Source organism: Nocardia wallacei, from assembly GCF_014466955.1.
GTDB lineage: Bacteria > Actinomycetota > Actinomycetes > Mycobacteriales > Mycobacteriaceae > Nocardia > Nocardia wallacei.
Genome location: NZ_AP023396.1, coordinates 1962475 through 1985232, shown reverse-complemented (window position 1 = coordinate 1985232; position 22758 = coordinate 1962475). Strand labels below are relative to the sequence as shown.

At 66.7% G+C, this 22758-nt stretch carries 20 protein-coding genes; 6 read left to right on the top strand and 14 right to left on the bottom strand.

Annotation, left to right across the window (positions count from 1 at the left end):
- Positions 1–74 precede the first annotated feature (74 nt).
- Positions 75–626 carry a hypothetical protein gene (locus tag NWFMUON74_RS08925; protein WP_187687363.1) on the top strand — a complete coding sequence of 184 codons (552 nt, stop codon included), beginning with the start codon at positions 75–77 and terminating at the stop codon, positions 624–626.
- On the opposite strand, the gene NWFMUON74_RS08920 is transcribed toward NWFMUON74_RS08925, so the two are convergent.
- From NWFMUON74_RS08920 to NWFMUON74_RS08900, 5 genes are all read right to left on the bottom strand, one after another.
- A complete protein-coding gene (locus NWFMUON74_RS08920; protein ID WP_187687362.1) occupies positions 627–1250 on the bottom strand; it encodes a TetR/AcrR family transcriptional regulator in 624 nt (207 codons plus the stop codon).
- 68 nt (positions 1251–1318) lie between these two features.
- On the bottom strand, positions 1319–2653 hold the full coding sequence (locus tag NWFMUON74_RS08915) for a cytochrome P450 (RefSeq protein WP_187687361.1): 1335 nt from the start codon (positions 2651–2653) through the stop codon (positions 1319–1321).
- On the bottom strand, positions 2650–4467 hold the full coding sequence (locus NWFMUON74_RS08910) for a nitric oxide reductase activation protein NorD (protein WP_232110918.1): 1818 nt from the start codon (positions 4465–4467) through the stop codon (positions 2650–2652). The genes NWFMUON74_RS08915 and NWFMUON74_RS08910 overlap by 4 nt, the downstream gene beginning before the upstream one ends.
- Positions 4464–5279, bottom strand: a complete 816-nt coding sequence (locus tag NWFMUON74_RS08905; RefSeq protein ID WP_187687360.1) for a CbbQ/NirQ/NorQ/GpvN family protein — start codon at positions 5277–5279, stop codon at positions 4464–4466. Before NWFMUON74_RS08905 ends, NWFMUON74_RS08910 begins: the two co-directional genes overlap by 4 nt.
- A gap of 2 nt (positions 5280–5281) precedes the next feature.
- Positions 5282–6445, bottom strand: a complete 1164-nt coding sequence (locus NWFMUON74_RS08900) for a spirocyclase AveC family protein (RefSeq protein ID WP_187687359.1) — start codon at positions 6443–6445, stop codon at positions 5282–5284.
- Positions 6446–6549: 104 nt separating this feature from the next.
- Here NWFMUON74_RS08900 and NWFMUON74_RS08895 point away from each other — a divergent pair, with 104 nt between their 5' ends.
- Positions 6550–7176: a TetR/AcrR family transcriptional regulator gene (locus NWFMUON74_RS08895; RefSeq protein ID WP_187687358.1), complete on the top strand. Its 627-nt coding sequence runs from the start codon at positions 6550–6552 to the stop codon at positions 7174–7176.
- A gap of 42 nt (positions 7177–7218) precedes the next feature.
- Here the strand turns inward: NWFMUON74_RS08895 and NWFMUON74_RS08890 are convergent, their stop codons facing one another.
- Complete coding sequence (locus tag NWFMUON74_RS08890; RefSeq protein ID WP_187687357.1) at positions 7219–7737, bottom strand: CGNR zinc finger domain-containing protein; 519 nt, start codon at positions 7735–7737, stop codon at positions 7219–7221.
- Between the two features lie 150 nt (positions 7738–7887).
- Between NWFMUON74_RS08890 and NWFMUON74_RS08885 the strand changes: the two genes are divergently transcribed.
- Positions 7888–8337, top strand: coding sequence for a VOC family protein (locus NWFMUON74_RS08885; RefSeq protein WP_187687356.1), 450 nt, complete (start codon positions 7888–7890; stop codon positions 8335–8337).
- Between the two features lie 57 nt (positions 8338–8394).
- Complete coding sequence (locus tag NWFMUON74_RS08880; protein ID WP_187689025.1) at positions 8395–9240, top strand: pyridoxamine 5'-phosphate oxidase family protein; 846 nt, start codon at positions 8395–8397, stop codon at positions 9238–9240.
- Positions 9241–9337: 97 nt separating this feature from the next.
- Here the strand turns inward: NWFMUON74_RS08880 and NWFMUON74_RS08875 are convergent, their stop codons facing one another.
- The 3 genes from NWFMUON74_RS08875 to NWFMUON74_RS08865 form a co-directional block, all read right to left on the bottom strand.
- Complete coding sequence (locus tag NWFMUON74_RS08875) at positions 9338–10981, bottom strand: flavin-containing monooxygenase (RefSeq protein ID WP_342213539.1); 1644 nt, start codon at positions 10979–10981, stop codon at positions 9338–9340.
- 157 nt (positions 10982–11138) lie between these two features.
- Positions 11139–12386 (bottom strand): cytochrome P450, encoded by a 1248-nt coding sequence (locus NWFMUON74_RS08870; protein ID WP_187687355.1) that lies wholly within the window; start codon positions 12384–12386, stop codon positions 11139–11141.
- 219 nt (positions 12387–12605) lie between these two features.
- Positions 12606–15353 (bottom strand): AAA family ATPase, encoded by a 2748-nt coding sequence (locus NWFMUON74_RS08865; protein WP_187687354.1) that lies wholly within the window; start codon positions 15351–15353, stop codon positions 12606–12608.
- A gap of 543 nt (positions 15354–15896) precedes the next feature.
- On the opposite strand from NWFMUON74_RS08865, the gene NWFMUON74_RS08860 reads away from it, so the two are divergent.
- Positions 15897–16745, top strand: a complete 849-nt coding sequence (locus tag NWFMUON74_RS08860) for a helix-turn-helix transcriptional regulator (RefSeq protein WP_187687353.1) — start codon at positions 15897–15899, stop codon at positions 16743–16745.
- Positions 16746–16766: 21 nt separating this feature from the next.
- On the opposite strand, the gene NWFMUON74_RS08855 is transcribed toward NWFMUON74_RS08860, so the two are convergent.
- The 3 genes from NWFMUON74_RS08855 to NWFMUON74_RS08845 are packed head-to-tail and all read right to left on the bottom strand — an operon-like array spanning position 16767 to position 19492.
- Positions 16767–17849 carry a threonine aldolase family protein gene (locus NWFMUON74_RS08855; protein ID WP_197986991.1) on the bottom strand — a complete coding sequence of 361 codons (1083 nt, stop codon included), beginning with the start codon at positions 17847–17849 and terminating at the stop codon, positions 16767–16769.
- Positions 17846–19030, bottom strand: coding sequence for an aminotransferase-like domain-containing protein (locus NWFMUON74_RS08850; RefSeq protein ID WP_187687352.1), 1185 nt, complete (start codon positions 19028–19030; stop codon positions 17846–17848). The genes NWFMUON74_RS08855 and NWFMUON74_RS08850 overlap by 4 nt, the downstream gene beginning before the upstream one ends.
- A gap of 3 nt (positions 19031–19033) precedes the next feature.
- Positions 19034–19492, bottom strand: a complete 459-nt coding sequence (locus NWFMUON74_RS08845; protein WP_187687351.1) for a cupin domain-containing protein — start codon at positions 19490–19492, stop codon at positions 19034–19036.
- A 388-nt stretch (positions 19493–19880) separates the two neighbouring features.
- On the opposite strand from NWFMUON74_RS08845, the gene NWFMUON74_RS08840 reads away from it, so the two are divergent.
- Positions 19881–21092 carry a cytochrome P450 gene (locus NWFMUON74_RS08840; protein ID WP_187687349.1) on the top strand — a complete coding sequence of 404 codons (1212 nt, stop codon included), beginning with the start codon at positions 19881–19883 and terminating at the stop codon, positions 21090–21092.
- A gap of 114 nt (positions 21093–21206) precedes the next feature.
- On the opposite strand, the gene NWFMUON74_RS08835 is transcribed toward NWFMUON74_RS08840, so the two are convergent.
- Both NWFMUON74_RS08835 and NWFMUON74_RS08830 read right to left on the bottom strand, forming a co-directional pair.
- A complete protein-coding gene (locus NWFMUON74_RS08835) occupies positions 21207–21905 on the bottom strand; it encodes a hypothetical protein (protein WP_187687348.1) in 699 nt (232 codons plus the stop codon).
- A gap of 176 nt (positions 21906–22081) precedes the next feature.
- Positions 22082–22678 (bottom strand): hypothetical protein, encoded by a 597-nt coding sequence (locus tag NWFMUON74_RS08830; RefSeq protein ID WP_187687347.1) that lies wholly within the window; start codon positions 22676–22678, stop codon positions 22082–22084.
- Positions 22679–22758 lie beyond the last annotated feature (80 nt).

Below are 22758 nucleotides of genomic sequence, written 5' to 3'. Positions count from 1 at the left end.
GTGTTATCGTGGGGTGGGTCATGAACTATGTGACCGGCGCGGCGTCCCCGTAACCGTCCCACGGAGCGTGTCCGATGTCGAACACCATGCATCCCGAAGGCTCGCCGGACTCCCACCCCGAGCTGTGCGGCGTGTGCCTGCGACTGGCCGCGGCGGTCTGCGACACCGTGCCGGGGCAGCCGATGGTGGGGATCGCCTCGATCGAGGGCGGCATCCTGTACGCGGCCGTGGCCTCCAGTCACCGTGCTCACCTGCTCGAAGAAGTACAGCTGGTCCACCTCCGCAGCCCCGGGCACGACGTGGCCGCGCACCGTCGTCCCGTGCTGGTCGCCGACCTGGCCCTGGAATCGCAGTGGGACGCCGCATACCGAGACGAGATGCTGATGCTGGGCGTGCGGTCGCTGTACTGCCACCCGCTGATCCCGGACACCGACACCGACACCGACATCGAAGGCGTGGTCACCCTCTACGCCGAGCACCCCGGCACCTTTCCGGTGTGCACCGGCGATCGGCTGGCGCCGTTCCTGTCGACCGCCGCCGGCACGCTGCACCGGATCCACGCGCATCGACCACGCCAGGACGACTGGTCACCGCTGCACTCGATCGGCGGCGGTATCGCGTTCTGACTACGGCATCCGGTCCAGGCGAGCGCGCGGCGCCAACCTGACACCGGCCAGGCCGGTCCAGCACAGCCCGGCCGTCGTGGCCACGGCCTCGTGTTTGGGCAGTGCCTTACCGGTGACCACCCAGTCCCGCGCACACGACTGCGCGATCGCCACCAACTCCGTCGTGATCAGCCAGCCCTGCTCGGCGCGCGGCAGCCGATACGGCGCCAGCGCCTGCTCGAGGGTGTCGGTGCAGATGGTCGCGGCCTGGTGCGCCATGCGCTGCGCCGCGGGTTCCTCGGCGACGGCGGCGCCGGACAGCAGGGCGGCACTGCGCGGATGATTGTCGGCGAAGTCGAAGATCGCGGCCACCGTCGCCGTCACGATCGCGCGCATGTCCAGGCCGGGCGCGAGCGCGGCGGCGAGCGTCTCACGCAGCACCTCCGCCGCGTCGTGCAGCACGGCCAGATACAGTTCGAGCTTGCTCGAGAACGACTTGTACAGCACCGGTTTGCTGATCCCGGACCGGCAGGCGATCTCGTCCATGCTCGCCGCCCGATAGCCGCACGCGGCGAACAATCCCGCCGCGGCGGCAACGACCGCGCGCCGACGCTCCAGTCTCGCCTGCGCCACCCTCGTATCCACGGCCCGGCCACCTCCTGGAACGCAGGGTATCAATGCGTGCGCCACGCGCCGAGGCCCCCGCCCGCCGGTTACGGTTCCGCAGTCGCCGGCGCGGCGAGCCGCTGCTCGTCACACCGGCGCTGCAGGGTGTCGAGGGTGTCGTCCAATCCCGGGCCCAGGCGCGGGCCCGGAGTGAAGGTGGCGGGCAGCTTCCGCATGCCCTGGATGATGCCGATGGTGTCGTAGTGCACGGTGCCCGCGGGGTCGCAGGTGTAATCGGGCATGCGGTCCAGGACCGCGACGAGCATGCGTTTGAAGACGACGCGCGCCACGTTGGAACCGATGCAGCGGTGGATCCCGAGTCCGAAACTGAAGTGGCGGTTACGTTTTCGGTCGAGGATGACGGTGTGCGGGTCGGGGAAGACGGTGGCGTCGCGGTTGGCCATCGCCCACGACAACCACAGCCGCTCCCCCTCCGCGAGGGACCGGCCCGCGACTTCGCAGTCGGCGGATATCGTCCGGCCGTCGCCGGGCGCGGGGGTGAAGAAGCGCAGGAACTCCTCGGTCGCCGAATCCAGTAGCGCGTCTCGCTCGCGGCTGAGTGTCGCGCGGTCATCGGGGTGCTGCGAGAGCCACTCCAGGGCGTGCGCGGTGAGCGCGGTGGTGGTGTCGAACCCGCCGCCGATGAGCAACGACAGCACGCCGAGCAAATCGATATCGTCGGGTGGCACGCCGTCGATCCGCATGGTGGCCAGCGCGTCGATCAGCCCCGGACGGGGATTCTCACGAATCTCGTGCAGGTTGGCCAGCAGGTCCATGCCCATCGCCAGGTTCATCTCCGTCACCCGGTCCATGTCGGGGGAATCGGGCGGGGTGTAGACCGAGGCGTGCGCGGGCTCGTTGTAGACCGACCATTTCACCAGCGGAATGCCGAGCATGGCGAGGGTGAGGACGGCGGGCACGATATTGGCGAGATCGTCGACGAAATCGATGCGCCCGGACTCGATCTTCTCGTCCAGGCAGGCGCGGACGAGTTCGTCCACGAACGGCAGCCACCGGTGCACCGCCTTGGGCGACAGATACGGGTTGAGCACCGACCGGAACAACCGGTGCTCGGGGTCGTCCATCTCCAGAATGCCGCTGCGCATCGGAATCGCCTGGGTTCCGGTCGGGATGGTGATGCCCTGATATCCGCGACGTCGGCCGTGGACGTCGCGATCATTGGAAACGTGCGGCGAGCGGGCGAGTTCGAAGACTTCGCGATTGCCCGCGGCGACCCAGTGGCCGCCGTAGGTCTCGCTCCAGGCCAGTGGGCAGCCGCCGTGCATCTCGTCGGTGATCTCGCGGAATCGGAAACGATATTCCGGGGTGTGCCGGTCGAAATCGTAGCGGGGACGGTCGTTTCGTGTGGGCTCCGGACTCATGCGCGCACCGCCTTCGGCGCGCTGAGTTCCCGCAGGGAGGCGAGGAACAGTTCGTCCATGCGGGGGCTCAACTCGGCCAGTGTGGTCGCGCCGGCGTAGCCCGCGGCACCGAACACGCGTTCCAGCGCTTCGGTGTCGGTATCGGCGCCGAGGGACAGGCACAGGCATCCGACCCCGTCGGCGCGGAGTTCCTCCAGCGCCTTGCGGGCGTCGGCCTCGGCGTAGCGGCCCTCGTACCCGTCGTCGTAGGGAAACCCGTCGGACAGGACGAGCAGTAGCCGATTCCGTGTTCCCGCTTGGGTTTTCAGGATCTCGCCCGCACCGCGGATCCCCGCGCCGAGCCGCGTGTAACTGGCGGGCTCGAGCTGGTTGAGCCGGGCCCGCCCGACGGCGCTGAAACGCTGTCCGAAGGTTTTGATCGCCGGGAGATGGACGGCGTGGCGGCCCTGGGATCGGAAGGCGTAGACCGCGACTCGATCGCCGAGCTCCTCGAGGGTGACGGCGAGCGTGGCGGCGGCCCGGCGCTGGTGGTCGTGGACGGCGAGGCCGTCGGGATCGGTGTCGGTGGCCGATCCGGAGGCGTCAAGCAGGATGAGGACACCGAGATCGCGGGCCAGCTTGCGGTGTTCCCGATAGACGTTCTCGGGTGGCGAGTGACCCGAGCGCAGGTCGACGAACAGGTCGATGAGCGCCTCGAGGTCGAGTTCGTCCCCGTCCGGGCGGCCACGAAGAACCTTGGGGCCCAATCCGACCCGGGCCAGGCGTCGCCGCAGCACGTCGTCGGACGGGACGCCGGCGGCGGCGATATCGGCGTCGGCCGTGAACGGGAAGTCGATCACCCGGCACCACTCGGGCCGGTACCGGTGGTGGTGGACATCCCATTCCGGGTACAGGGCGCCGCCCACCCCGACCGCCGCGCCGGGCTTGTCGTCGTCGGTGAAATGGATTCGCGTCGGGAGCGGGCGAGCGTGCGCTCCGACCGTTCGCGCCCGCCGGACCGCACGCACCGGCGCCTCCGCGCCCGCGGGCCCGTTGCCCGGAGAACGCTTGCCGCCCAGCTGCTTTCGCATGAAGTCCAGCAGCGTCCGCGAGCTGAACAGTGGATTCTCGAACAGCTTCGCGATCTTGCTCTCCCCCGAGTCCGCGGTGTCGTCATCGTCGTCGGCCTCGGGCAGGTCCAGCCGATCGAACTCCAAGCGCAACTCCCTGTCGCCGGGCCGCGCCCCCGGCCCCGCGGTCGGCCCCAGCAAGAGCGAGGGCCTGATAACACCGAACCATTCCGGCGGATCGGCGACCGCCCCGCGCCCACGAGCCGCGGCCAGCGATTCCGCAGCATTGCCGGTATCCACCGCCCCGCCGATGTGCGAGTCGGCCGCGGTGCTGACGCTCCCTGCCGCACCGACATCCGAATCGGCTGCGGTGCTGACACTCCCTGCCCCACCGACCTCCGAATCGGCCGCGGTGTCGGTTCTCCCTGTCGCGATGAGGTACAGGTCGGCGGCGAGGGGCAGGCGGGGGGCGAGTCGGGCGAGGGCCCGCTGACCTTCGAGAGACAGGTAGCGGCGGGCCAGGGCGGGACGTCCGCGCAGCGACTTCACCAGCCGCTGGTCCAGGCTGCCCGCGGCGAGCAGCGCCGCCTGCACCAGGAGCTCGCGCCGCTGCCCGGCGCCGGTCCCGCCCGCGGTGACGAAAATGGTCCGGCCGTTGGTGTGCGCGGGAGTACCGGCCGGTGTCGGCGCGACGTCGACCGACCGACCCGCCACGAAGGTGGCGAGCAGCCGGAACCGGTCGACGCTGTCCGGATCGGTGATCATGATCGCGGCAGGAGAGCGTCGACGAGTTCGCCGAGCGCGCGGACGACCTCGCGATCGTCCGACAACGCTTGCACGATCGCCGACTGGACGGCACTGCGCAGGCTCAGCCCCTCGGCGACGAGGCCACCGGCGAGGATCAGCATTCGCGTGGACGACACTTCCCGCAGCGGTGAGCCGTCCAGGTTGCGGATGGCGTTGCCCAGGGTCACCAGTAGGCGGGCCGTGTCGGCGTCGACCCGGGCTTCGTGGGCGACCACCTCGATCTCGATCTCCGGCGGCGGGAACCCGAGTTCGATGGCGACGAACCGCTGCCGCGTCGACTCCTTGAGGTTCTTCAGGACGCTCTGATAGCCGGGGTTGTAGGAGATCATCAGTTGGAAGCCCGGCGCCGCGGACAGCGTCGTGCCGAGCCGGTCGACCGGCAGTTCACGACGATGATCGGCCAGTGGGTGGATCACCACGGTGGTGTCCTGACGCGCCTCCACCACCTCGTCCAGATAGAAGATGGCGCCCTCGCGCACCGCTCGCGTCAAAGGCCCGTCCACCCAGACGGTTTCGCCGCCCTTCAGCAGAAACCGGCCCACCAGATCCGCCGACGTCATGTCCTCGTGTCCGGCGACGGTGATCAGCTCGCGCCCGATCTCGGCGGCCATCGCCTCCACGAATCGCGTCTTCCCGCATCCGGTGGGGCCTTTCAACAACACCGGCAGACCGCGACCGGCCGCCGCGCGGAACACCTCCACCTCGTCACCGACGGCCTTGTAGAACGGCGCCGTCGAAACAGGTCGCGCGGCAAGGTTATTGGTCAGCATGGTCAGTTCTCCCGGTCGAACGGAACGATTTTCGGCAGCTCTTCGCCTTCGGGCAGGACGAGTCGGCCGTTGGGATCGATGTAGCCGGTGTCGTTGCCGGGTATCGGGAGCACCGGATCCGGACACAGCCGATCCGTCCCTTCACCGCAGATACCCATGTCGAAATACGAGCGCTTCTGGATGTCCTCGGGCCAGGACTCGGCGTGCATGCCGAACCATTGCGCGGGCAGGTTGTAGAACACGAAGAAGAACACGCTGCACGCCGCGAAGATCGCGAGGAACCGGGTGAGCTGCTGCTTGACGAATCCGCCCTGGATCCGCTCCAGCCCGCGCTCGACGAACGTCCGTCCCCGGTCGTCGGTGAAATAGCGCAACGCGCACAGCCCCGCCTGCACACCGCCCCACATCAGTCCCTCGTACAGCGGCCACTGGTAATAGGTGCCGGCGTTGATCGACAGCGATTTGATGGCGCCGGGATAGGTGAACAACCCCATCGGCATCAGGAACAGGCCCTCGATGACGAAATCGAAGACGAAGGTCCACGCGATCAGCACGCCGATCAATCCGTAGTTGTTGATCCGCGGCCAGCGCGCCTTGGCGCGCCGCATGATCCAGCAGCCCAGGATCGTGCACAGCAGCACCCCGTAGGAATAGCCCGGCGCGTTCATCAGAATGGGCTCGGCCATCATGTGACCGGGTTCCCCGTAGGACCGCCAGCCCGGGACGTGCAGCACCCACGAGCCCATATTCCACATCCACGTGTTGTATGTGCTCCACGTGTTGAAGTAGTTCAGCAGCGGATCCTGAAACCACAGCAGACCACACGCCACCAGCAGCATTCCGTCGAGCGTGATGCGCCGCTCCCGCCGCCAGGGCCGGACGATGAAGTAATAGATCCCCACCGGCAGACCGACGATGATCACCGCCGTCCACGTGGTCAGGATCGCCTTCATGAAGGTCGGCGGATCGCTCGGTCCGGCCGGCACCCGCTCGAAATACGGGCCCGTGACCCATCGAATCCACACGTACAGCTGGAAGGCCAGGATCAGGCCACCGAGCGCCGCCCAGATGCGCACCGGCTTGCTCCGCGATCGAACCTGGGTGCCCAATGCGGCCACGTCACCCGCCGACTGGGTCGCGGTCTTGCTGTCCGACGGTCCACTCATGACACCGTCTCCTTCTCGATCGTCGCAGCACGGCTCACGCCAATATACCAATGGGTATCTCAGCATCCAATGGGTCGCTCGGATTCTGTTGGTAGACTCCGGGCATGGTTGAGCGGTGGACTGTGGAGCGGCGCCTCGAGCACACCCGATCGTTGCTGCTGGATGCCGCCGAGGCGGTCTTCGCCGAAAAAGGCTTCATGTCAGCGACTCTCGACGACATCGCCCGCACGGCCGGCTACACGAAGGGCGCCATCTACAAGCACTTCACCGCCAAGGAAGACCTCTTCCTGGCCGTGAACGATCGCTACTGGCGCCGCTACTTCGACACCTTCTCCGAGGTGATCTCCGCGGCGACCGAGGTCGGGGCGCGCGAACTCGACGAGATCGCCCGGCGCTGGCGCCGGCTCAGCGACGAACGCGGGGCCGGCCAGGCCGCTCTGGGCCACGAGTTCACGCTGTATCTACTTCGCAACCCCGAAGCCCGACAACGAGTGGCGGCCAAGCGATCCGAGGTGGCGCAGGCCCTGGCGAACTTCGTCGCCGAAGGACTCGACCGCATCGGCGCCACGCTCTCGATCCCGCCGCTCACCTTCGCCCACGTCCTCATCGCCACCACCGACGCCGTCGAATTGGCCAGCCAACTCGATACCCTCGACCTCTACCGGCCGATTCTCGAGATGTACGTCTCCGCGATCAAGCTTCCCGACCACGAGGCTCCAGCCACCGGGTAGCCTGTGGCACTTAACTTTTCGCTGCGAATTCGCCAGCCGAGCTCAGGACTTCTTGGCGTAGTGACGGGCGGCCTTGGCTCGGTTGCCGCAGGCAGCCATCGAATGCCAGCGGCGGGTGCCGTTCTTCGAGGTGTCGTAGAAGAACAGGACGCACTGCGGATGCGCGCACTGTTTGATGCGACCGGGACGCTCGCGCAGCAGGTGTAGCAGGTTGTCCGCGGCCAGCCAGGCGGCCAGCCATTCGGGCCGCGGCACGTCGGGGTGTTCGGCAGGCCCGGTATCGGTGAGTACGCGACGGATGCGGCCGTGGTCGAGGATCCGGTTCAGCTCCTCGGCATCGTCCTCGCACACCGTGCGCAGAATCGCGTCGCGGGCGGACAACAGCGCCTGCCGGGTGCGCTCGTCGGGCACGCAACGATCGGCGAGATCGTTCGCGGTCAGCCAGCAGCGCAGGCCATCACAGTCGATCAGGAGGTCCCGCGGACCGTCCGCCGACATCCACCGCGTGTTCAGCAGGTCGACGGCGAGCGGTTCGCCGACGTGCGGGCGTGGGTCGCGCATGCCTGAGGTTAACCATCTCCTTCCGTGCACGGTGCCACCGGTACATACTAACCCTCTAAATCAGTTTCGGGGGTTGACGGACAGTGCGGGTGGCCGTAGCTTCATAACTGTCAAAATCAACTTTGACGGTTACATCTACGGAGGATCGCCATGACCACACCGCAGCTCGCCACCGGCCACATCGGCCTGAACGTCACCGATCTGGATCGGTCCGTCGAGTTCTACCGGCGCGCATTGGGTTTCGAGCAGCTCGGCGGTGGCGACGGCGCGCACCGCTTCGCTTTCCTGGGCGCCGACGGACGGCTCCAGCTGACCCTGTGGCAGCAGAGCGACGGTGAGTTCTCGGCGAAAACTCCTGGGCTGCATCATCTCTCGTTTCAGGTCGATACCATCGAGCAGGTGCGCGAGGTGGAGGCGGTGCTGAAGGACCTCGCGGTGACATTCGCGCACGATGGCGTCGTCGCGCACGGTGAGGGCGCGGCCTCCGGCGGCATCTTCTTCAGCGATCCCGACGGCATCCGGCTCGAGGTCTACGCGCCCGGTGGCGCCGAATCGGCCCCCGCGCCGAGCGGTGCGGCGCCGACCTGTGGCTTCTTCTGATCCGGAGTCGTGGTGACCTCTGTATTCCACGCCGGTGAGCTGGCCGTGCAGCGGCGCATGGGCCAGGCCGACAGCGCCGGCCGGGTAGGACGCATCATCAGTCCCGAAATCCCCGGCGCGGCAGCGGCGTTCCTGGCCGAACAGCCGATGGTCGTCCTGGCGGCGGCCGACGACGCGGGCCGGATCTGGACCAGCCAGATAGTCGGTCTCCCGGGTTTCGCACACGCCGAGGACGCGCGCACGGTGTCCGTGGACGCGCATCCGGTCCCGGGAGACCCATTGGCCGAACCGCTGCGCGGCCGGCGCAAGGTGGGATTGATCGCGCTGCAACCGCAGCGCCGCCGACGAATGCGAGTGAACGGCACCGCCGAACCGACGGCCGCCGGGATTCGAATCGCGACCGACCAGGTGTATTCGAACTGCCCGAAATACATCTCCCGGCGGTCGATCACAGAGTTCCAGCCGACCGTTCCCGGCCCGGCCCGGCACTCCGCGACACTCGACACCGCGCAGCAGCAGGCGCTGTCGGTCACCGACACGTTCTTCATCGGAACCGTCGATGCCGAAGGCAACGCCGACGCCTCGCATCGCGGCGGCAATCCCGGTTTCCTGCAGGTGCTTTCACCGTCCCGGTTGCGCTGGCCGGACTACCGAGGCAACTCCATGTTCATGACCCTCGGCAACATACTCACCGACCCGCGCTGCGGCCTGCTGATCCCCGACTGGCGCACCGGAGCCACCCTGCAACTCACCGGCACAGCCGAAATCCTCTGGACGGAAACAGGTTCCGCACCCGGAGCGCAATGCGCCATCGAGTTCGACATCACCGAGGTGATAGCGATCCCCCACGCCGGCCCGCTCCGCTGGAGCCCACCCGAACTCTCCCCGGCCAACCCCGCGTAGCCCTGCCCCCGGCCGAACTCGGTTCGGCCGGGGCAGAAGCGACATCAACCGCGAATCCCCCGAACCCAGAGGAGTGGACTTGGCGGCGGCGGTTCGGTCACTGTGTCAGGGTGAAACCTTCGTAGTCGGCGGCGGCGACCTGGTCGCATTTCTCCCGGTATGCTCCGACGCCGCCGATATAGGCGTACATCACCCTCGGTTTGCCGGGCACATTCGATCCGACGTACCAGGAGTCGACTTTCGGATAGAGCGTCATATCGCCTACTTCGCCGACATGCCGGGTCCAGCCCTGCTCGGCGTCGACTCGGGCCTCCATGGTCGTGATGCCTCTGGACCGCATCGAGACGATCGCGTCGGCCACCCAGTCGACGTGCTGCTCGATGGACACCATCATGTTCGACAGGACCGAGGGGCTGCCCGAGCCCGCGAGCGTGAAGAGATTCGGGAAACCCGCCACGGCGAGACCGAGATAGGTGACAGGACCGGCGGCCCACTTCTCCCGCAACGACACACCATCCCGGCCGCGAATGTCGATCGCGGCCAGCGCACCGGTCATCGCGTCGAATCCGGTGGCGTAGATGATGTCGTCGAACTCGAAACTCTCCGCCGTCGTCTCGAGGCCGGAGGCGGTCACCTGTGTGAGCGGGGTCGCGCGCACGTCCACGAGCCGGACATTGGGACGATTGAAGGTTTCGTAATAGTTCGTCCCGAGCACCGGGCGCTTGACGCCGAACAGACCGGAGGGCTGAAGTAGCCGGGCGACAGCCGGATCCGTCACGATCTCCGCGATCCGGTCGCGAATGAACTGGGCGGCGGTCTCGTTGGCGGCCTCATCGGCGAGCAGGTCCGTGAATCCGACCAGCATGCTGACCAATTCGCTGTCCTTGTCCTCCCACACCTTGCGGTAGAAGGCGTTTCGCTCCTCCTCGCTCACCTCGAGCGCCCCCTTGGTGGGCTCGGGCTGCGCGATGCCGAACGACGATTCCCGGTTCGCCGTGCGCACCTCGCGGTAGCGAGACTTGATCTCGCGTTGGTATTCGGGATCGATCGGGTGATTACCGGCGGGCAGAACATAGTTCGCGGTCCGCTGGAACACGGTGAGCTGCTCGGCGGCCGCGGCGACCAGCGGAACAATTTGCACCCCAGAGGAACCGGTGCCGATCACCGCTACCCGCCGACCAGTGAAATCCACGTCGTGCTCGGGCCATTCGCCGGTGTGGAAACTGCGGCCCCGGAATGTCTCGATGCCCGGAACTTCCACCCGCTTCGGCACCGACAGACAGCCGGTCGCCATGATCGCGAACCGCGCCGAGACGACCTCGCCCCGATCGGTCGTGATCCGCCACCGCGCCGCGGATTCGTCGTAGACCGCGGCGGTGACCCGGGTGTGCAACCGCACGTCCTTGCGCAGATCGAAACGATCCGCCACGTGATCGATGTAGCGGAGCAACTCCGGCTGCGGCGGCAATTTCTCCGTCCACTCCCACTCCTGCTCGAGCTCCGGATCGAAGGAGTAGTTGTAGTACATGCTCTTCACGTCGACACGCGCGCCCGGGTAGCGGTTCCAGTACCACGTGCCGCCGAGTCCGCCGCCGGCCTCGTACACCCGCACCGAGAATCCGAGTTCACGCAACTTGTGCAGCATGTGCAGCCCGGCGAATCCAGCTCCGACAACGACCGCGTCGATCTCGCGAGCCTCCTGCCCGCTCGCGAACGCGGACTGCTCCGAGGTCATTGTCATCGTGGACCTGCCTTTCATCGAATCGGCGCACGCTACGGCCGTCCAGGCCGCCGCGAATTGCAGATTAGCGGAATACCGTTGCGCGCGTTCGTCGTTCAGCGACCGTGCGGTCACTCGACGGACATCCCGCGCGGGGCCGGTTGTCCTACCTCATCGATCACACGAGGCGCATCGGCGGGCACGGCGGAAATCGGACGGGTAGCGCCGCCAAGGCGCGGTGGAACTGCCCCGGCCGCCAATCCGGTTGTCGCGCAGGGAATTGCGGGCGAATATCCGGCAGCGCGTCGAGCAGCAGGTCGATGCCCTGCGAGGCGATCGTCAGGGCGAGGGGCTGGGCCGGACAGGCATGCGGACCGGCGCCCCACGCCAGGTGTGACCGGTTACCTCTGCGGTCACCACCCGCGACGACGGGATCGTTGTTGCACGCGGCCAGGCTGATGACCACCGGTTCATCGGCCGGTAGCCAGGTATCGCCCACGAGCTGGGGCTGTCTGGGGTAGCTCACACACCAGTTCGCCAGCGGCGGGTCTTCGAACAGCACGGCATCGATGGCGTCCCGGGTGGCCATGGCGCCGCTGAGGACCTCTCCGCCGTATTGCTCATCGGTCATCAACAGCAGCAATGCGTTGAGGATGAGATTGCAGGTCGGCTCCGTGCCCATCGAGAACAGCAGCGCGGCCTGATTGACCATCTCCATGAGATCGAGACCGTCCGGATGCTTCAGCAGCTGTGAGGTCAGATCGTCGCCCGGCTCGGCCTGCTTCTGCTGGACCACTCCGATCAGAGCCTGCACGAAACGCTGCTGCCCCTCCTCGGCACCCACGCCCTCCAGCATCGCGGCCATCCCCTCGTACGCCGCGGCCGCGGCGTCTTCGGGGAAATCCATCAGCTCACCGAGGACCCGGAAGGTCAGCGGAAACGCGTAGTCCATCCGCAGATCGGCGGCGCCGCGCTCGCAGAAGCCGTTGATCAGGGCCTCGGCGGCGCGCGCGACCGCGTCGTGAACCTTGTGCAGGTCAACGGTTTCCAACGCCGCGATGACGGTGCGCCGGTACCGCTCGTGCTCGGCGCCGGCGGTGCGCAGCGCGTTCTGGCGATAACCCAGCATCGGCAGCAACGGACAGCCCGGTGCGGCGTTGTTCTCCCAACGGCGGGAATCGGCGGGGAAATGCTGCTCGTCGTTGAGGATTTGCACGGCCACCTGGTAACCGATCACCAGCGTCGCCGGCACATCCGGGGAGAGCTCGACCGGTACCAGCGGGCCGTGACGCCGCATGTCCGCGTAGACGCGGTGCGGATCCGCCGCGAACGCGGGCGTATCCAGCCGAACACGCGTGCCGGTCGCCGAGACCGGGAACCCGTGCGCGGCCGATTCGCCCCGCACACCCGAATCTGTTTCGCTCAACGCGTACCCCCCGCGTGCGACGCCGCGCCGTGTCCCTCCCCGCCCGCGACCGGACGGCCTGACATTCGTTGTGTGGGCACGCCAGGGGACCATACCGGAAGACGTTGCAGTACAACATCTTCAGCAAAACCAGCACGAGAACTTGTTGCCTGCAGGTAGCTATCGGCGAGCCCCCTCACGTCCGGCCGTACAGTGTCTCGCCGCCGGTGCGTCGACCGGTTATGGTTCTCGGCTCTCGGAGTTCGCATCGCCGTCATTGTCGGTCAGCACCAGCCGGGTGAGTTCCGCGCGAGAGCCGACGCCGGTCTTCCGGAAGATCTTCCGCAGATGGTGGTCGACCGTGCGATGGCTCAGAAACAGCTGTGCCGCGATATCGCGGTTGGTGCTACCTTGCGAGACGGCGGTGGCGATTCTCAACTCCTGTGGAGTCAGCGCCGACATACGCCCGGCGGCACGGGAGTTCACGGTTTCCCCCATGGCACGCAATTCGTCTCGGGCGCGCTCGGCCCACAGCGTCGCGCCCAGGCTGTGAAAACCCGCCAGAGCCGCTCGCAGGGGCGTGCGAGCCTGCGAGCGGCGACGTCTGCGCCGCAGATGCCTGCCGAACAGCAGCAGGGTTCTCGCCGTCTCCAGCGGTTGGTCTCCGCGTTCGTGCAGTGCCACGGCCCGGAGGAACTCGGTCGTCGCGACATCGGCAGGACTGAGCAACGCACGGCACCGAGCGGCCAGAGCCTGCGACTCCGGCGCCGCAGTGGCCTTCGCCCAGCGGGTGAACAGCGCCAGCGGCTCGGTAGCCAGGTCGGGCCGGTCCAGTTGCACCGCCGCCTCGATCAGATCGGGCACATCGGCCATGGCCGGAGCGCGGTAGGCACCGTCGACGAGCGGACCGAAGTGCACCAGCGCCTGCTCCGGTCGTCCGGCGGCCAGGTCGAGCAGGCCCAAGGCGCGCCGGGCCGCGATGACGGCATCGGGGACGCCTTGGCTGAGCGCATCGGCGATCAGCTCGCGCGCCAACGGCAAGGCTTGCGACTCTCGACCACGGAGCGCCGCCAGCACAACGAGGCAGCCGCGAAAGCCGAGAATCGCGTTGCGCTGCCCGGTCGCCTCTGCCACCTGAAGACCTTCCTCGGCGAGTGCCTCGGCGGCGTCGAAATGCCCGCTCGCCGACTCGTGGTCGACCGCGTGGCGCAATGCCGACACCAGGTAGACCGGCGTCATGAGGCGCCGCGCCTGCCGCATCGCCGATCGACTCAGGCGCCGCGCCCGCGCCCGGTGCCCCAACTCCCACACCGCCCCGGTCGCCCAGGACAACAGGCCGGGATCGGTCAACTGTTCGACTGCCGCCACATCACCGGGATGCAATCCGGGATCCTTGCCTTCCCGGACCCGGCAGCAGCCGCGCACCATCCGGCCGAGGAGGTCGGCTTCGCCGGAGCCGGCGAGCGGCAGCCGATCCATCACGTCGGACAACTCGTCCCGCCCGACCGTCGCGGAACACGCCTCCTGCAGCAGGAGCAGCAGTGGAATCGATTGCTGCAAAGGAGCTTTCACCGCGGTGTCCAGAACTGTGCGGACCATCGCGACAGCATCGGCCGGTCGGCCGAACCGCAGTTCCATCGCCGCGCGTAACCACATCACCCGCAGGCGCGTGGTCCCGTCGCGGAGATCGGCGCCGTCGATGCACGCCAGCGCCGACTCCACCCGGTCGAAGTCCCCGACGCGCCACCACGCGGTCGCGGACGCGACGAGCCGCCGGGGCCGCGCCGCCCGTAGTTCGCCGAGTTCCACCGCACGGTCCGACAGCACGGCAGCGGTGAGGGGACTCGAACAGGCGGCGATGCGGGCCGCTCGCTCACACTCCTCGGCGGCGGCCTCGTCGCGTCCCTCCACGAACTGCCCGAGGTGCCGGGCTCGACGCACGACATCGGCGCCGTCGGCAGCCGCGAGCGCCCGGTGTGCGCGCTTGCGAGCCGAAGGCGCGGCACCGTAGTAGACGGCCGAGCGAACGAGCGGGTGGCGGAAACCCACCGTCGAGCCGTCCACCACGATCAGATCGTCGAGCGTCACGAGCCAGTCCTGCTGTGGTCGGAGATCCGGCTCGAACAAGGTTGCCGCGCAACATAGTACGTTCCAGCAGCATTCACCTTCCGCCGCGATCAACAGCAACAGCTGCCGCAGCGGTTCGCGATGGCGTGCGACGCGGCGCGCGAACGCCAGTCGCAACCTTTCCGCGATCGGCAGCGGCCGGCCCATGAGCGGCCGCACCACCGGAAACCCCTTGATAGCCAGCGGGTTTCCGCCCGCGGCTGTCAACACCTCATGCTCTTGCGCCGGGGTCGGTCTCCGGCCGAGGCGGTCCAGGAGCAGTTCGCGAGCCGATGGCCGGTCCAGCCCGCGCAGCCGCACTTCCACCTCGCCGCCGCGGACGGATCGGCCGCCGTCCTCCGGGCACACAGCGAACACCATCGCGATGGGCGCGGCCCGCACACGGCGTACCACGAACTCGAGGATCTCGATCGAGGCGCTGTCGGCCCGGTGCGCATCATCGACCAGGATGAGCAGTGGCCGCTCACCCGCCATTCTCGACAGCAGCGACAACGTCGCCGAACCGACCGGGCGCGGGTTCGGTGCCCGGCCGTCCGACAGTCCGAACACCGCACGCAACGCGTCCGACAGTGGCTCGGGCAGAAAGTGCAGCAGGTCGAGTCCGGGCAGGAGTAGCTGGTGGAGCGTCGCGAATGCCATATCGGCTTCGGACACGGCACAATGCACCCGGATCACTCGCATGCCCGCCGCGTTGTCTCCGGCGTCGTCGAGCAGCGCACTCTTACCGATTCCCGGTTCTCCCGAGACGATCGCCGAGCCGCCCTCGCCGGCGCGGGCACGGCCGACCAAGGCCGCCAACGCCGCGCGCTCCCGGTCGCGTCCGTACAGTTTGCCGGGGGAGGAAATGGCCGTATCGGTCATCGGGCTCGAAAACGCAAATTCTGAAAAGCTGTTCTTCATCGATCGAGAGAAGATATTCAGGTCACCACCGCACCGACTGCAAACGAATTGTTCTCCGGCCGCGAGCGAACCCGGACGCAGAAGAGCCGATCAGCCCGATTCATGCGGGTGATCGGTGGTTCGGCGAAATGATATTCCTTGCTCGAGTCCATACCTGAGCTGATCCTCGCGGAACAGCGGACAGCGGAACAAGTCAGTAACTTATGCTGGTAGTGATAACACCAGCATAAGTTCCGGTTGATGATGCCAATGGTTACGGACAACCTACAACGGTGGCGCCGATCCGTCGCCCGTAGCCGAATCAGTAGGATCGCTAGTCTTGTTCGCTCCGGACGCCGCGCGCGAGTCCGCGATGCGCCGGGCAAACACCGAGGAGAAGGTGGTTGTGTGCCCGCCTGTCGGTCGCACCAGGCGTACCGCGGGCGATCGGCGCGGCCCGACCTCGGCTTACGTAGCCGCTACCCTGCTCAGGTAATCGATGCATTGCCGAGTGGAGAGGTGCGGGTGAACGCCACGGAAGACGATGGTCTCGCCAGGCGTCGTGAGATACGCCGATTTCTCATGGCGCGTCGTGGTGCGATTTCACCCGACGAGGTCGGCCTGCCGGGTGGTCAGCGCAGGCGGACCGCAGGATTGCGGCGCGAAGAATTGGCAGCGCTGGCCGGGGTCGGAGTCACCTGGTACACCTGGCTCGAGCAAGGCCGTGATATTCGTGTCTCGCCGGATACGCTGGGGCGGATCGCCAAGGCGCTGCGTCTCACACCGAGCGACACGGCTTATCTTTTCTCCCTTGCCGATCTGCCGACGAGCGACGAGACCGGAACATCGCGTGTTGCCAACCGGACCATACGGGACACCGTCAACGGTTTCAGTGCGGGTCCCGCGATCCTCCTCGATCCCTACTGGGATGTCGAGGCATACAATCAGCCGGCCGCGAGCGTATTCGAATTCGACGCATACGAGGGCCGGTTCGCCCGGAACCATATCTGGCGCTTCTTCATGGATCCGGTTCGCCGCAGCAAATATCCGGATTGGGAGACTTTGGCACCGACGTGGCCGGCGATGCTACGGGTCACACATGTCAAACTCATGGGAGACCATTATTTCGAGAGCCTCCTGGATGCGCTCATCACCTCCAGCCCCGAATTTCGAACGCTCTGGGAGCGCCACGACACCGCGGAACCGGCCGCAACGCGCGGAATACGAATGCGGCTGCCGGAATACGGAATACTGAAGTTCGATTCGGTTCGATTTCGTCCGGTCGACGCTCCGCTGCACCTTCTCCATGTGCTCAACCCCGCCGACGACCGCACCGCGGAGGCGATGCGAGCGATGAGCGAGTCTCCACGATGAGCATCGTCGACGCGGGTTCGGTCATCGATCCGCGGACCGCACCGCCTCGATCGCCGTACCCGCTCCGGACAACAGTCGCTCCCAGGTAGCGAGCACGAAGTCGATCTGTGTGGTCGTGACGTCGCGGTGCGTGAGCATGCGCACCCGGCCCGGCACCGAGGTCGCCAGGATCCCGTGGGATCCGAGGTTCTCCACCCACTGCCGCGGCGTCCACTCGGTACCGGAGACATCGGCGAACACGATATTCGTCGGAACCTCCGTCGGATCGACCGCGCCGGGAAGGATTTCGGCGATACCCGACGCCAACCGCCCGGCATTCTCGTGATCGGAAACCAGTCTGTCGTAGCCCTCGTCCAGCGCGACGAGCCCGGCGGCCGCAACGAGTCCCGCCTGCCGCCAGGCCGCTCCGAACAGGATCTTCAGCCTGCGGACCTCGCGAATGAATTCGGTGTCTCCGACGAGCACCGAGCCGATCGGCGCGCCCATGCCCTTGGAGAGGCTGAGCATCAGCGCGTCGGCGTGTGCGGCGTACTCCGCGACCGTCGCGCCGGTCGCCACGCAGGCATTGAACAGGCGAGCGCCATCGAGGTAGAGCGGAACGCGATGGGCGGCGGCCACCGAGGCGAGTGCGGCCACCGCGTCCACCGGCATCGGCCACCCGCCGCCGAGCTGGTGGGTGTTCTCGAGCACCACCAGGTCGACAACGCCCACGTCGTAGGGATCCGGTGCCAGTGAGCGGTCGAGATCGGCGGCCGTGAGCTGTCCGTGACTGCGCGCCTCGACCCGCCGGAAGGCGATACCGGACAGCGCTGCGGACGAATGCGATTCCATACCGCAGACATGAGACCGCGCCTCGCACACGACGAAATGCCCCGAGCGGACGAAGGCGTGCATGGCGATCTGATTACACAGGGTTCCGGTGGGCAGGAACGCCGCCGCGGGCTTGCCGGTGAGTTCGGCGACCCGATCCTGCAGCCGGTTCACCGTCGGGTCGTCCCCGTACCAATCGTCTCCGACCTCAGCGCGAGCCATCGCCCGGCGCATCGCGTCGGTCGGCTTGGTCACGGTGTCCGATCGCAGGTCGATGATCCGATCCGCGATCATCCGCGATCCTCGAACACCGCCATCAGTCGCTTGATGCCACGATCGATGTCACGATCGGCCACGTTGGCGAAGCTCAGGCGAATCGTGTCGCGATGGCGAAGGCCGTCTTCGGCATAGAAGACGCTGCCGGGCAGGTAGGCGACGCCCTGTTCGAGCGCGGAACGCACAGCGATATCCGCGTCGAACCCCGGTGGCCCCTCCAGCCACAGGAACATGCCGCCGTCCGGCTTCCGCCACCGGAACTCGGGTGAGAAATACCGATCCAGCGCGGTGACGAGCGTATCGAGCCGCGACGAGTAGGTGTCGATGATTCGTGCCAGATGCGCTTGGGCATGACCGCTCTCGAGAAATTCCGTCGCCACGGCCTGACAGAATGTCGAGGTCTGCATATCGATATTCTGTTTGAGCGCCAGCGTGCGGTCCGACAGCCGCTCGGGCAGCACGACGATCCCGATCCGCACGGCCGGTGCGAAGGTCTTCGACAACGACGTGAGGTAGACGGTATTCTCCGGGGCGTACGACCATAGTGCGGGTACCGGATCACCGTGGTACCGCAGGTCCGCGTATACGTCGTCTTCGATCACCAGCGCGCCGCGGCGAAGCACGACCTCCGCGAGTTGCTGCCGCCGCGCGGCCGGTACGGTGCGACCGGTCGGATTCTGAAAGGTCGGCAGCATATACAGGAAGGCGACCTCGGGTGACAGGGCCTCCGCCAGCGCTTCGGGCACGATGCCGAACTCGTCGCACGCCACCTCGCGCACAGTCGCGCCGTGGCTTCGGAAACCCTTGACGGCGGGCCCGTAGGTCGGCGATTCCACCAGGACCACATCACCCTCGTCGAGCAATGCCATACAGAGGTTGTGCAGGGCGCCCGACCCGCCTGTCGCGATATGTATCGCTCTGCCGGGGCAGGAAATACCGCGTGTCCCGAGGAGTTCTCGGGCATGTCCGAGTAGCGGGTCGAACCCCTGGGTCATACCGTACTGAAGGATCGCGGGCCCGTACTTCGCAGTCGCTCTTCGCACGAGTTCGGGCATCAGATCGACCGGCAGCAGATCGGTATCCGGCGATCCGACCGCGAAGGAGATGATGTCGGGCCGGTGGGCCAGCATCGCGAAGATCTCATCGATCGGCCCACTCCGGGCCGCCGCCGCGGCCCGGCTGTAGCTGGCGGGTGACATCTCCTACACCGCCGCGAAACGAGAGTGACGAAGCTCGTTCGCCACCGACTGCGCGCGAATATCGTATTCCGGCGACAACACGACGTCGTCGTCGAATTCCGGATCCGTCCGCATCTCCACGGCGACCAAGGAGGCTGTCGGACTGAGGTTCACGGCGACGTGGATGACGCCTTCGGGGATGTACATGAACTCACCGGGACCGTGGAAGTACGGAATCAGGTCGGGTCCGATCAAAGTCGCCGCATATCCCTCCGTGCATACGACGATAATTTCCGAGCGCGCATGGTAGTGCGCCTTGGATGATTTCCCCGGCGGCATGTTGACCAGCCCTGCGGATATATTCGTCGTACCACACCGATCGTGCGTGATGCACGGGGTGAGAATTTGACCCTGACGCCCGACCACGGCCGCCGAATCGAAGGGACGCGCCACGAGCGCGGATTTCGGATGCGCACATTCCATTTCGGAATTCCTCATCTAACTGTGAGTTATCTGGCCGAACCTGTGATCCGACTCGAGCAACCGATCAGTCGGTATCCGGCGTGCCCAGTGTGCGCCGCCGAGACCACCTGCGGTATCAGTCGAATCGCCGGTCTTCGACCGTCTCCGGCCGCAGCGACCCGGAGTGCGGTTCGCGCGGGATACGATCCGAATCCGCTGGCTCAGCAACCCGATCGACGCATGTGGGAGGTGATGGGATTGGCGAAGATCATTGTCGCCGCGGCCGCTCGGCTGCTGCGCATGGACGACGGCCGCATGGGCGGCAGGTGGACCTGGCTGTAACCGGAACCGTCGAGTGTCCGGCGACCACTCACGGTCGCCGGATGCCTTGTCTCGCAATGGAGGACTGGTGTCGGCATCGCTGCGCAACCGACTGGCTTATGAGCGCGACCGCATCGGATTTCTCCGCCAGTGCCAACACGAGCACGGTGATGTATTCAGGTTCAGCGATACGGCGACCGTCGTCCTGGATCCGACACTCATTCACGAACTTTTCGTCCGTACGAATCGCGAGTTCGGCATCGAAGGGCGACTGCTCGGCGGGCCGCCGCGCCGTATCGACACGACGGGCCGAATGGCGGTACGCAGGAGTGCCAAGCGAGCCCTGTCGCCCAACGCCTTTCGCGCCTACGAGCCGCGACTGATCGACATGCTCCGGCAGACACTCGCGCGGACCGAGGGCCGCGAGGTCGACGTGCGGCAGGTCATGAAGGAATTCACCGGCCGCAGCCTGGCCGACTATTGCCTCGGCCCCATCGGCCCGGACCTGGGCGAAGCGATTTCCGACGCTGTCGCGGTGTCCGAGGTGTTCATGGACAGTTCGCTCAGGGTGCCGCCATGGTTTCCGATACCGAAGGTGCGACGACTGCGCCGGGTGGACGCGCGGCTGCGGAAACTGCTCGCCGACCGGATCGCGGCGCGCCGAATGACGCTGTCGCCCAAGGGAACAGACGACCTTCTCGGCAAGCTGCTGACCGATGGCTCGAATCCGCGGGAAGCCACCACCATGGCCGAAGCGGTCTTGCGGGCCTCCTTCGGCCAGCCGGGTGTGACACTCACCTGGGCCGTCCTCACGCTCGCCCAGCGGCCCGACCTCACCCACCGCCTGGCCACGGACTCCGACGACTACGCGGAAGCGTTCGTCAGAGAACTACTGCGCATGTACCCGCCGACCTGGCTGATGGGCCGCGAGGTATGGGAGCCCACCACTGTCGGCGGCATCGCGATCCGGCCCGGCGAGCAGGTCATGTTCTGCACCTATCTGGTGCACCGTGATTCCCGCTGGTGGGACGAACCCGAAAAGTTCGATCCCAGGCGATGGCTCACCCCGAACCCACCACACACGCGATACGCGTACTTTCCGTTCGGAGCCGGCCCGCGGATATGTCCGGGCAACCACATCGGCCTGCGTCAGCTCACCGTCGCGGTACGGACCCTGGCCCGTGAGTACGACATCACCGTGGCCGATCCCGCGCCGCCGATGGTCGCCCGCGCACTGCTCCTGCCGGACGGACTGCGTGCCCGATTCGCCAGGCGGGCAACGGTATCCGTCACAGTGTGAGGCCCACGGCCCCTCAGCTCTCCGATTCGGTCGGCAGTTCCAGGATGCCGTCGAATGGCACTTTGCTCATCCACCGGATGCCGAGGTCATCGCCGGTGCCCCCACGGAGGCTCGCTACCGCGGCCAGCGAAGGCCAGTCGGCCGGTGAGCCTTTGAACCGTTCCAGTAAGGCCGCGATCCGTTGCCGGTCGGACCGAGTAAGGTTCGGTACAACTGTTCGGCCGCTGCGTCGAGCGAAGCGACAATCCCGGAAATCGCATCGAGGTTCCACGCATAACCTGCGGCTGCGGTCGCGGCTGCCTGCGCACCGCTGGTGTAGACACGAACTTCCGCCACATCTCCGCTGCGGCGATAGTAATCGTCGAAATCTGCGCCGAGACGCGTTTCCGGATCGGTCTGGTCCTCACCCAACGTCAGGTAGTTCTCGTCCTCGACAATGATCCGGCCGTCCTCATCGCGCTTGATATCGTGCGTGAAAAAGCCGACGTCGCGACCCTCGTGGTCGTAGACGCCCCCCTGCACCCTGATTCCTTGAACGGTTACCACGAACCGGCGGATACCGGTTTCGGGATCCCGCACAACGTCCCAGACAGCCAGATACTTGGCTGTGAGGTCCGCACGGTACCGACCGTATTGGCGTGGCCCAGCGAGTACATCGCGGAGAAGTGCATTGTCCGGCTCCACCACGTCGAGGAGTAGACCGGGTGGCGGCGCGGCACCGAGGTCCGGGTAGTCTCCCCGCAGGCCGGCGAGATCCGCCGGGGCGGAGTCATCCTTGGTGGGATCGTCGAACCGATTCAACATCTCGGTCACCAGCCGACGGTCGGCAGGACCGACGAGATCGAGGCCGAAGACAGCAGCTGCTCCCAGATATAGATTTTCGGTCGATATCTCGATAGCGCGAGGCGAATCGCGATACCACTTCGTGCGTGCTCCGGCAGCAACCAGGGACTCGCCTCGGCCCGGGCGAAGAATTCGGTTCGCTCGGCCTACCGACTGAAGTAGTTATCCAAACTCGTCCAGACCGAGGTGTAAATTCGAGCGTCGTCGAAGCTGGCATACACGACGATTCGCCCGGCGCTGTCGAATCGGATCACCAGGGAATCCGACTGGTATTCCTCCCGGTATCTGAGCACATGGAACGTGACATAAATGCCGTCTACCAGCTCGCCTCGGAATTTCCAGTGGATCGGGCGTTCCGGAGTGATATAGCGCGCGCTGGCCAAGGCGAACTGGAACGGCCCATATTGCCCGTTCAACGAGGTGAGTTCCCAGAACAACAATCGCCGTTCCGTGCGGCCGGCGACAGCAGGTCCGGTAGCGCGGGCAACTTCGACAGGTCCGCAGGCTGCGTATCCGCGTGTGAACGGGTTCGGCGACGGGTCTCTTCCGGCGAGCGGTGTGAGTCTGACCATCCGTGGGGATGCGCGTTCGAGGAGGCGTTCGCCGAGGCGGCCGTCCTCACCGCGCAGGCTTGCAACCTCGGCGGGCGTGGGCCCGGCGATCGGCCGATTGTCCGAAACGGGTCCGAAACTACGCAGCAAGGATTTGGCGAGTGCCCGGTCCGCGTCGGACAGAGGAGGCATCCGCAGGGCCTCGACAATTCGCTGACGGTTCGCCTTGCTTCCGGTACTGACCTGAATGTCATCAGGAACTACTTTCCGCA